This window comes from Methylobacterium sp. Leaf469 (assembly GCF_001424745.1).
In the GTDB taxonomy this organism is placed as follows: Bacteria; Pseudomonadota; Alphaproteobacteria; order Rhizobiales; family Beijerinckiaceae; genus Methylobacterium.
In genome coordinates this window covers 434623-445000 of sequence record NZ_LMRE01000012.1, presented here as the reverse complement: position 1 = coordinate 445000, position 10378 = coordinate 434623, and the positions used below count along the sequence as shown (strand labels likewise).

Sequence of the window (10378 nt, the reverse complement as noted above, 5' to 3'; positions counted from 1 at the left end):
AGGCCGCCCCACAAAAGGGCGGCCTGTTCGCGTTCGGGCGACCGTTTTCATCCGCGGCGCCGGGCGTGCGCCCGCACCCGACCCTTCGCCTGCAACTGTTACGATCCCTTAAGGCTCCTGGGCGAAAGCTGTTCCGGAATCCGGACTCGAGCGAGCGCGCATGGACAGGGTATCGCCCAACCCGGCATTCGGGCTTCCCGGCGAGGACAGGCAAGCCCGTCTTCGGATCCGGAGGTCCGAGGTTGCGCGCGCGCCGCGTCGCGCGGCCGACACGGGCCTGCCCCTCGTGGTCGACCTCGACGGCACCCTGATCCGCAGCGATCTCCTGGTCGAGAGCTTCTTCTCAGAGATCGGTGGCGCGCCCCGCTCCGTCCTCGCCCTGGCGCGGGTGGTGCCGGGCGGCAAGGCGGCGATCAGGCATCACCTCGGCGGGGCCGACCTCGATGTCGGGCGCCTGCCCTACGATACCGAGGTGCTGGGCCGCATCGCCGAGGCGAAGTCGTCCGGCCGGCGGGTCTACCTCGCCTCGTCGAGCAATGCGGCCCTGGTCGAACGGGTCGCCCGCCATCTCGGCCTGTTCGACGGCTGGTTCGCCTCCGACATACACCGCAATCTCTCCGGTGCCGCCAAGGCGGAGCGCCTGGTCGCGGCGTTCGGGGAGGGCGGGTTCGACTACCTCGGCCATGACGGCGACGATCTGCCGGTCTGGGCCCGGGCGAACCGGGCCGTCGCCGCGCGCCCCGCGCCGGCCACGCGCCGGCGGCTCCTGGCGCTGGCGCCGGACGCCACTTTCCTGTCCGAGAGCGGGACCGGATGGGCGCAGCGGGCGCGGATCTGGGCCCGGCTCCTGCGGGTCCACCAATACGCCAAGAACACCCTGGTGTTCGTTCCTGCACTCATGGCCCATCGCTTCGACGGGCCGGCTTTCCTCGCCGCGCTCCTCGCCTTCGTGGCGTTCTCCCTCTGCGCGTCGAGCGTCTACCTCGTCAACGATCTCATCGACCTCGAGGCCGACCGGGCGCATCCGACGAAGCGCCACCGCGCCCTGGCCGACGGCCGGGTGCCCCTGCGGGCGGCCATGGGCGCGGTGCCGCTCCTGCTCGCCGCGGCCCTCGGGGTGAGCCTCGCCGTCTCGACGGCGTTCGCCGGGGTGATCCTCGGCTACTTCGCCCTCACCCTCGCGTATTCCCTCGTCCTCAAGCGCAAGATGCTCATCGACGTGGTGACGCTGGCCGGGCTCTACACCGTTCGGGTGGTGGGCGGCGCCGTCGCCGTCGGCGCCGTGGTGTCCGATTGGCTGCTCGCCTTCGCGCTGTTCATGTTCATGTCCCTGGCGCTGATCAAGCGCTACACCGAACTGACGGCGCGCCTCGACCGCGGGCTGCCGAGCCCGGCCAACCGCGATTACGAACTCTCCGACCTGCCCATCGTCGCCGCCCTGGCGGCGGCTTCCGGCTACAATGCCGTGGTGGTGCTGGCGCTCTACCTGTCTTCGGACGCGGTGACTCAGCTGTATTCGCGGCCCAAACTGCTGTGGTGCGTCGGACCGGTGATCCTGTACTGGATCTCGCGCGCGCTGCTCCTCGCCCATCGCCGGATGATGCACGACGATCCCATCGTCTTCGCCCTGCGCGACCGCGTCAGCCTGATCGCGGCGGCGACCGTGGGCGCCCTGGTGCTCGCCGCCATATGAGCGCCGCCGCCGCCGTCGCCCCCGCGCCCTTCGTCCTCGGTCTGCGCTATCTCGGCTTCGCGGTGCTGGCCACGGCGGCCAACCTGCTGGCGCAGGAAGCCACCGTCCGGATCGCCCCGGCGGCGCCGCTCCTGGCCTCCCTCGTCATGGGCACGGGCGTCGGGTTCGTGGCCAAGTACCTCCTCGACAAGCATTTCGTGTTCTTCGCCGCCTCGCGGACCCATACGGAAGAGGCCCGCAAGGTCGCGCTCTACGGCCTGTTCAGCGTGGCGACCACCCTGGTGTTCTGGGCCTTCGAGTTCGGATTCTTCGCGGTCTGGGGCACCGCGCAGGCCAAGTATGCGGGCGCCCTCGTCGGACTCGGCCTCGGCTACGCGGTGAAGTACGGCCTCGACCGCCGCTTCGTGTTCGGGCCGCGCGCCCCATGAGCACGCAGGAGCTGGCGGGCTGGGGCCGCACCCCGCGCCGGGCGACGCGGCTCCTCGCCGTGCGGGCATCGGGCGACGTGGCGCCGATCCACCGGGCCGAGACCGGGTTCATCGCCCGCGGCAATGGACGGGCCTACGGCGACGCCGCGCTCGGCTGCACCACCACCCTGGCGCTCCGCGGGCTCGACCGGATGATCGCCTTCGATCCGGAGACCGGGCACCTCGCCGTCGAGGCCGGGGTGCTGCTCGCCGACATCGTCGACGCCTTCCTGCCGCGCGGGTTCTTCCCCGCCGTGGTGCCGGGCACGCGCTTCGTCACCGTGGGGGGCGCCATCGCGGCCGACGTCCACGGCAAGAACCACCACGGCGCCGGGGGTTTCGGCGCCCACCTGCGCGACCTCACCCTGGCCCTGCCGGACGGGACGGCTCGCACCTGCGAGCCGGGCTCGGACCTGTTCGCCGCCACCATCGGCGGCATGGGGCTGACGGGCACGATCCTGCGCGCGACCCTCATCCTGCGCCGGATCGAGACTGGCTGGATCCGCCAGAGGACCATCGCGGCGCCCGACCTCGACGCCGCCCTGGCGGCCCTGGAAGCCGCCGACCGCTCGACCTACGCCGTCGCCTGGATCGACGGCCTCGCGCGCGGGGCGGCGCAGGGACGGGCCCTGATCTATCGCGGCGAGCATGCCACCCTGGCCGACCTCGCGGATTTGGCCCCCGATGCACCGCACCTGCCGCCGGCGCGGCGCTGCGCCCTGACGGTGCCGTTCGACCTGCCGGCTCGGACCCTCAACCGCTGGAGCGTCGGAGCCTTCAACGCCCTCTACTACGCGCGCGGCCGTGCCGGCGCTGGGCCGGACCGCCTGGTCGGCTGGGCGCCGTACTTCTTCCCCCTCGACGGGATACGCGACTGGAACCGCATCTACGGTGCGGGCGGCTTCCTGCAGCACCAATGCGTGATCCCGAAGGCGCGCAGCCGGGACGCCCTCGCGGCGATCCTCGACCGGGTCTCCCACGCAGCGCCCTCGTTCCTCGCCGTGCTGAAGCTCCTCGGACCCGGGGGCGGGCTGATGTCGTTCCCGCTCCCCGGCTACACCCTCGCCCTCGATTTTCCGGCCAATCCCGCCAACCGCGCCCTCCTCGACAGCCTCGACGCCATCGTGCGGGCGGCGGGCGGGCGGCTCTACCTCGCCAAGGACGCCCGCCAGAGCCGCGACACCTTCGAGGCGGGCTACGGCGCGGCCGCGACGCGGTTCCGCGCCCTGCGACGGCAGATCGATGCCGAGGGCCGGATCGCCTCCGCCCTGTCGCGGCGCCTCGGCCTGTGAGCGGGGTTCCGCCGGGCCGCCGTACTTCCCCGTCCAGCCCGTCCGAGGCCGCATGACCCAAAGCTCTCCCGCCAACAAAGCCATGCTCCTTGTCGGCGCCACGTCCGACATCGGCCATGCCACGGCCCTGGCCTATGCCGGGGCCGGATGGGACGTGATCCTGGCCGCCCGCGATGCGGCGGGCGCCGCCCGCAACGCCGCCGACCTCACGGCGCGCACGGGCTGCCCGGTTCCCTTCGTCGCCCTCGACATCACCGACACAGCGGCCTTCCCGGCCTTCGTCCGCGATCTGCCGCGCCTGCCCGACACGGTGGTGAGCGTGGTCGGGCTGCTCGGCGATCAGGCGCGGGCGCAGTCCGATCTGGCGGACGCCGCCCTTGTGATGCGGTCGAACTTCGAGGGGCCGGCCCTGCTGCTCGGCCTGTTCGCCGAACACTTCGCCGCGCGGGGCTCCGGCACCCTGGTGGGCGTCTCCTCGGTGGCGGGCGAGCGCGGGCGGGCGTCGAACTACGTCTACGGCGCGGCCAAGGCCGGGTTCACCGCCTTCCTGTCGGGCCTGCGCAACCGCCTCGCCGCGCGCGGCGTCCACGTGCTCACGGTCAAGCCCGGTTTCGTCCGCACCCGGATGACGGCGGGGATGCCGCTGCCGAAGCCGTTGACCGCCGAGGCCGCCGAGGTCGCCGCCGCCCTGTTTCGCGGCGCCGAGGTGACCCGGCGCGACGTGGTCTATGTCCGCCCGGTCTGGGCCCTGGTGATGATGGTGATCCGCGCCATCCCCGAGTCGGTGTTCAAGCGCCTGAAGCTGTGACGCGCCGGCGCCGACGCCGCGTCCCGGTGGGGCGGCGTCGGGAGCGGGCGCCTGCACCCGCCACGGGTACGCACAAGCCCGGCGGGTGTGGTATGCCGCCCCTCGGACGGGACGTGGATCCCGTGGAACGGCCCCGCCTCCGGGGGCGCTGCGGAACGAGACGCGCGTGCGTGACATCCTGACCGCGCTGGCGGGACTCATCGTCCTCCTCCTCGTCGCGGCCCTCGCGATCCCGCCCTTCGTGGCCTGGGAGGGGCAGCGCAGCCTCATCGACGGCCTGGTGTCCCGGTCGCTCGGCTTGCCGGCCCGCAGCGCCGGCCGTCTCGAGGTCCGGCTCCTGCCCTCGCCGCGCCTGCGCTTCGACCGCCTGCGCCTCGGGCAGGCACCGAACCGGCCCGCCCTCGACCTGCATTTCGTGAAGGCCGAGGTGGCGCTCACCCCGCTGATCACCGGCGCCGTGCGGTTCACGGAGACCCGGATCGGCCGGGCCGAGATCCGCCTGCCCGTCACCGAGGGCGAGGCGATCCTGGTGCCGGCCGATCTCACGGGCGGGCTCGGCGACCGCGACCTCGCCATCGAGGACCTCCAGGTCCGCCAGCTCCTCATCACCACCCAGGTGCCGGCGACGGGCCGCACCGACCAGATCTACGCGGAAGGCGTGCGGGTCTCCGCCCCGCGCCTCACCGGTCCGTGGCGGGCGGAGGGCACCAGCCGGGGCGTGCCGTTCCGGGTCGCCACGGGCGAGCCGACGCCGGAGGGCGTCCTTCCGGTCAAGCTCTCGGCGGGCGGCGACACCCAGCCCTATGCGGAGATCGACGCGAAGTTGTCCCTCGCGGAGGCCGGCGCGGAGGCCGCGGGGCCGGGCGAGCGCGCCGTGATCCCGCAGGCCGAGGGCACGGCCCGCCTCGTCATCGGTCCGCCCGCCCAGGCGGCGGGCGCCTACCTGCCGGTGTCGCTCGCCGGTGCGTTCACGGCGCGGGGCACCACCGCGCGGTTCAAGGCCCTCGGCCTCGACATCGATCCGGGTGGCCGCGCCCTGCGCCTGTCGGGCTCCGGCAGCGTCGATGCCCGCAACGGCCGCGCCGCCCTCTCGCTCGGGGCCCGCCGCCTCGACCTCGACGCGTTCCTGCTCTCGGCCGCGGGCCAGGCCCTCATCGCGCGGGGCCCGCCGAAGGCCGGGATCAGCCTGCCGGTGAGCGTCGATGTCGAACTCGCCATCGACAGCCTGTCGCTCGGCCTCGACGACTGGTCGAACCTCGCCCTGGCCGGCACCTTCGAGCGCTCGGGCGGCCTCCTCCTGAAGCGATTCTCCGTCACCGCCCCGGGGGCCGCCGCCCTGACCGCGTCGGGCGAGATCGACGCCGATCCGGGGCTCCGCTTCACCGGGCGCCTCGGTCTCGACGCGCCGGCCTCGGAGGCCTTCGGGCGCTATCTCGGCAAGCTCGGCGTGGAGGGTCCGGGCGTCGCCCTCATGGACGGGCGCCCCATCGTCGCCTCCGCCGACCTCTCGGCCGCGCCGCTCTCCGTGTCCCTGCGCAATCTGCGCCTCGACCTCGGCACCGCACGCATCACCGGCAACGCGCGCTACCGCGCCGCCGAGCCCGGCGCCCGCGGGCGCGTCGATGCGCAACTCGCCGCGCAAGGCGTCGACATCGCCGCCCTGCCGTCGTTCAGCGGCACCCTGGCCGACCTCCAGGGCCACGATTTCGGCCTCGTGCTCCAGGCCCGCGACGTGCGCTACGGCCCGGCGGGCGTGGCCTCGGGCAACGGCACCATCGCGGCGAGCATCCAATCGGACGGGGCCAGTCTCGCCATCGACAGCCTCGACGTGACGGATCTCGCCGGTGCCAACGCCAGCCTGTCCGGCCGGATCGACGCCGACGGGGCCGGGCGCATCGCCGGCCGCGTCTCGGCCCCCGTGGCCGCGCCGCTGATGGCCCTCCTCGACCGGGTGTGGATCGCGGAAAGCCGGCTCGTCCCCCCGGCGTTTCGCGACCGCGCCCTCGATCTCGACCTGACCCTGCAGCGCGACGCGGGCGCCCCCGACACCCTGCGCACCACCGCCAAGGGACAGGCGGCGGGCGGCAGCCTCGACCTCGACCTCGTGAGCCGCGCCGGCCGCATCGCGAGCCTCGACCTCACCCTGGCGGCCCCGTCCGCCGCCACCTGGTTCGGCCGTGCCGACCTTCCGGCGCTGGCCCGGCCCGCCCGTCTCCATCTCGCCGGCACCCGCGCCGCCGGCCCCGAGGGCGAGGCTGCCGGGCTCGTCCTCTCGGTGACGGGAACGGTGGCCGACCTCACCCTCGCCACCACCCGGCCGATCCTGCTCGGACCCGAGGCCGGGGCCGGGGCCGGGTACGGCGCTGCGCGGAGCGGCGAGATCCGCCTCGGCAGCCCCGACATCGCCCCCTTCGTGCCCCTCGTCTCCGGTACCGCGCCCCTTCCCATCGGCCTGCCGGCCGACCTCACCGTCGCCCTGTCGCGGGCCGGCGACGAGGCCCGCCTGGGCGTGACCGGGCGGCTCGCCGGAACCGCCGTCTCGGCCGAGATCGGGATCGCGCCGGAGGGTCAGATCTCCGGGCGCGCCAAGCTCGGGCGCCTGTCCCTGCCGGCGCTCGCCGCCGCCCTGGTGATCCCCACGGAGGTGAAGGCCGGTGCCGACGCGGCGTTCGTGCGCTTTGCCGCCCCGCCGCCCGTCCGCCCCCGCATCGACCTCGCCCTCGCGGTGGACAGCCTCGACCTCGGACGCGGCCACGTCGCCACCGGCACCACCCTCACGGCGCGCTGGGAGGACGGCACCCTCGGCCTCACCGACCTCGCCGGCACCCTGGCGGGCGGGCGGCTCACGGGCGCCGTCACCCTGTCGCGCCAGGGCGGCGCGGCCGCCGTGGCGGGGGAGGGGACCCTGAGCGAGGCGGGGCTCGCCGGCCTCGTCGGCACCGGTCCGGTCTCCGGGCGCCTCGGCGCGACCCTGCGGTTCGGCACTTCCGGCGAGACCCTCGCGGCCCTGGCCAACAACCTCGGGGGCAGCGGCACCCTCACCCTCGCGGACCTGACTCTGCCGGGCGCCGACTCCATGGGCCTGACCCGTGCCCTCGACCGGGCGCTCGCCGAGGACGACCCCTTGCGCGAAGGCCGTCTCCAGGCCCTCGTCACGGAGGAACTCGGAAAGGCGCCGCTCATCGCCCCCGGCCCCGTCACCACGCCCGTCACCCTGGTGGGCGGGACCCTGCGGGGCGGCCCCCTGACCCTCGATCTCGGGCCCGCGCGCTGGAACGGCACCCTCGGCCTCGACCTGCGGACCGGCCGCCTCGACGCGCGCGGCACCCTCACGGCGGCGTCGGCCCCGAAAGCCTGGACCGCAGGACCGCCGGCGATCCAGCTCGGCTTTTCCGGGCCGGTGGCGAACCCGGAACGCCAGGTCGATGCGGGTCCCTCGACCAACGGTCTCGCCACCCTCGTGCTGCAACGCGAGCTCGAAAGCATCGAAGCGATGGAGGCCGACCAGACCGAGCGCCAGCGCCGCCGCGCCCGCGTCGAGATGGACCGGGCCCGTGCCGCCGCCGAGAAGGCTTATGCGGACAAGCTGACCGCCGAGAAGGCGCTGGCCGAGAAGCTCGCGGCGGAGGAAGCCGCCCGTCAGGCCCGCCTCAAGGCCGCCGCGGAGCGCGCCGCCGAGGCCGCGCGTCAGGCCCGCGCCCGCGAGGCCGAGGAAGCGGCCCGACGCCAGGAAATCGAGGCGGCCCGGCGCCAGGAGCCGGCGGTCGAGCCGGCGCCCGCCCCGCAGCCCTGAAGCCGCGCGCGCCGGACGCACGGGATCGCGTGGGGCGACCTCGACACCCCGCCCGGGTTGTGGCTTCGTACGGTCTCGGCGCGGGGGAAACGGCCATGGCCTACCGGTGCGATCTCGGCGGCGAGCGCCACACCTTCGCCGACCTGAAGCAGGTGCTCGCCGCCGCCTCGCCCCTGCGCTCGGGCGACGAGCTGGCCGGGTTGGCGGCCACCAGCGATGCCCAGCGCATCGCCGCGCGGCGCGTGCTCGCCGACCTGCCGCTGCGCGTGTTCCTCGCCGAGGCCCTGGTGCCCTACGAGGCGGACGAGGTCACCCGGCTCATCCTCGACACCCACGACGCGGCGGCCTTCGCCGCGATCGCGCACCTCACCGTGGGGGGCTTTCGCGACTGGCTCCTGTCCCATGCGGCCACGCCCGAGATCCTCGCCGCCCTGGCGCCGGGCCTGACGCCCGAGATGGTGGCGGCGGTCTCGAAGCTCATGCGGGCGCAGGACCTCATCGTGGTGGCGCGCAAGTGCCGGGTGGTTACGGCGTTCCGCACCACCCTCGGCCTGCCCGGCCGCCTCGCCACCCGGCTCCAGCCGAACCACCCGTCCGACGACCCGCGCGGCATCGCGGCCTCCGTCCTCGACGGCCTGCTGTTCGGCGTCGGCGACGCCTGCATCGGCATCAACCCGGCCACAGACAGCGTCGAGAACGCCCGCGACTTGATGGTGATGCTGGACGAGCTGCGCCAGCACTACGACATCCCCGCCCAGACCTGCGTGCTCACCCACGTCACCAATGCCCTGCCGATCCTGGAGCGCGGCGCGCCCGTCGACCTCGTGTTCCAGTCCGTGGCGGGCACGGAAGCCGCCAACCGGGGCTTCGGGGTCGATCTCGCGGTGCTGGCCGAGGCCCACGACGCGGCGCGCGGCCTCAAGCGCGGCACGGTGGGCGACCACGTGATGTATTTCGAGACCGGCCAGGGCGCAGCGCTCTCGGCCGACGCGCATCACGGCGTCGACCAGCAGACCGTGGAGGCCCGCGCCTACGCGGTGGCGCGCGCCTTCCGGCCCCTCCTCGTCAACACCGTGGTGGGGTTCATCGGCCCGGAATACCTCTACGACGGCAAGCAGATCGCCCGCGCCGGCCTCGAAGACCATTTCTGCGGCAAGCTGCTCGGCCTGCCGATGGGCTGCGACGTCTGCTACACCAACCACGCCGAGGCCGACCAGGACGACATGGACGGGCTGATGACCCTGCTGACGGTGGCGGGCTGCAGCTTCCTCATCGCCGTGCCGGGCTCCGACGACATCATGCTCAACTACCAGAGCCTGTCGTTCCACGACGTGCTAACCTTGCGCGCCACCCTGGGCGTCCGGGCGGCCCCCGAATTCGAGGCGTGGCTGGACCGCATGGGCCTGACCACGCCGGAGGGCGGCATCCGCGAACTCGAACCCCGGCATCCGAGCCTCGCCCGGCTCATGGACCGCGCGAGCCGGGTCGCGTGAGCGACGACGCGCCCGTCCCCGCCGGCGATCGCTGGGCGACCCTGCGGGCGGCGACCTCGGCCCGCATCGGGCTGGGGCGCCGGGGCGACGCGATGCCGTTGGACGCGGTCCTCGATTTCCAGCTCGCCCACGCGAAGGCCCGCGACGCCGTCCACGCCGCCCTCGACACCGAGGCCCTGGCGGCGGCGTTGCAGCCCCATTCCGTCTTGCAGGTCCGCAGCGCCGCGCCCGACCGGGCGACCTACCTGCGCCGGCCCGACCTCGGCCGGATCCTCGACCCCGACACGCCCCTCCGAGGCGGGGCGGGTCCGGTCGATCTCGTCTTCGTGGTGGGCGACGGCCTGTCGGCGATCGCGGTGCAGGCCCAGGCCGCGCCCCTGGTCCAGGCCTGCCTCGCCCGCCTCGACGGGGTGTCGGTGGGGCCCATCGTGGTGGCGTGCCAGGCCCGCGTCGCCCTCGGCGATCCCATCGGGCAGGCGCTTGGCGCGCGCCTCTGCGCCGTCCTCATCGGCGAGCGTCCGGGCCTCAGCGTCGCCGACAGCCTCGGGATCTACCTCACCCACGCGCCACGGCCGGGCCGCCGCGATTCCGAGCGCAACTGCATCTCCAACATCCACGGCCGGGGCGGCCTGTCCCCGGAGCGGGCGGCCGACACCCTGGTCTGGCTCGTCCGCGAAGCCCTGCGGCGCGGGATGACGGGCGTCGCCCTGAAGGAGAGCGCTGCCCTCGCAACCGGACCGAGCAAGGCCCCCGCGATTTCACCTGTGGCGAACGGCGACCCCCCGGCCTCGGAACCGACGGAGGGCTGAAAACTTGAGACGGGGTAGCGTCC

The 10378-nt window shown here is 74.4% G+C and carries 7 protein-coding genes; all 7 read left to right on the top strand.

Annotated features, from left to right (window positions below; genetic code table 11):
- The first annotated feature begins 160 nt into the window (after positions 1-160).
- The 7 genes from ASG60_RS09875 to eutC all read left to right on the top strand — a co-directional run bounded on the left by ASG60_RS09875 (position 161) and on the right by eutC (position 10355).
- Complete coding sequence (locus tag ASG60_RS09875) at positions 161-1693, top strand: UbiA family prenyltransferase (protein WP_082531683.1); 1533 nt, start codon at positions 161-163, stop codon at positions 1691-1693.
- Positions 1690-2121: a GtrA family protein gene (locus ASG60_RS09870; protein WP_056385271.1), complete on the top strand. Its 432-nt coding sequence runs from the start codon at positions 1690-1692 to the stop codon at positions 2119-2121. The genes ASG60_RS09875 and ASG60_RS09870 overlap by 4 nt, the downstream gene beginning before the upstream one ends.
- A complete protein-coding gene (locus tag ASG60_RS09865) occupies positions 2118-3452 on the top strand; it encodes an FAD-binding oxidoreductase (protein WP_056385268.1) in 1335 nt (444 codons plus the stop codon). The genes ASG60_RS09870 and ASG60_RS09865 overlap by 4 nt, the downstream gene beginning before the upstream one ends.
- 52 nt (positions 3453-3504) lie before the next feature.
- Entirely contained in the window at positions 3505-4260 is a 756-nt protein-coding gene (locus tag ASG60_RS09860; protein ID WP_056385267.1) for an SDR family oxidoreductase, read from the top strand.
- A gap of 166 nt (positions 4261-4426) precedes the next feature.
- The gene (locus tag ASG60_RS09855) at positions 4427-8053 is read left to right on the top strand and encodes an AsmA family protein (protein WP_056385265.1); all 3627 of its coding nucleotides are present in this window, start codon (positions 4427-4429) and stop codon (positions 8051-8053) included.
- Between the two features lie 95 nt (positions 8054-8148).
- Positions 8149-9546 (top strand): ethanolamine ammonia-lyase subunit EutB, encoded by a 1398-nt coding sequence (locus tag ASG60_RS09850; RefSeq protein ID WP_056385263.1) that lies wholly within the window; start codon positions 8149-8151, stop codon positions 9544-9546.
- Positions 9543-10355, top strand: a complete 813-nt coding sequence (gene eutC, locus ASG60_RS09845; protein ID WP_056385261.1) for an ethanolamine ammonia-lyase subunit EutC — start codon at positions 9543-9545, stop codon at positions 10353-10355. The genes ASG60_RS09850 and eutC overlap by 4 nt, the downstream gene beginning before the upstream one ends.
- The last annotated feature ends 23 nt before the right edge of the window (positions 10356-10378 follow it).

Bases quoted from the DNA above. Each gene is read 5' to 3' on its own strand.
- ASG60_RS09875 (WP_082531683.1), top strand. From the start codon at position 161: ATGGACAGGGTATCGCCCAACCCGGCATTCGGGCTTCCCGGCGAGGAC.
- ASG60_RS09865 (WP_056385268.1), top strand. From the start codon at position 2,118: ATGAGCACGCAGGAGCTGGCGGGCTGGGGCCGCACCCCGCGCCGGGCG.
- ASG60_RS09860 (WP_056385267.1), top strand. From the start codon at position 3,505: ATGACCCAAAGCTCTCCCGCCAACAAAGCCATGCTCCTTGTCGGCGCC.
- ASG60_RS09850 (WP_056385263.1), top strand. From the start codon at position 8,149: ATGGCCTACCGGTGCGATCTCGGCGGCGAGCGCCACACCTTCGCCGAC.
- ASG60_RS09870 (WP_056385271.1), top strand. From the start codon at position 1,690: ATGAGCGCCGCCGCCGCCGTCGCCCCCGCGCCCTTCGTCCTCGGTCTG.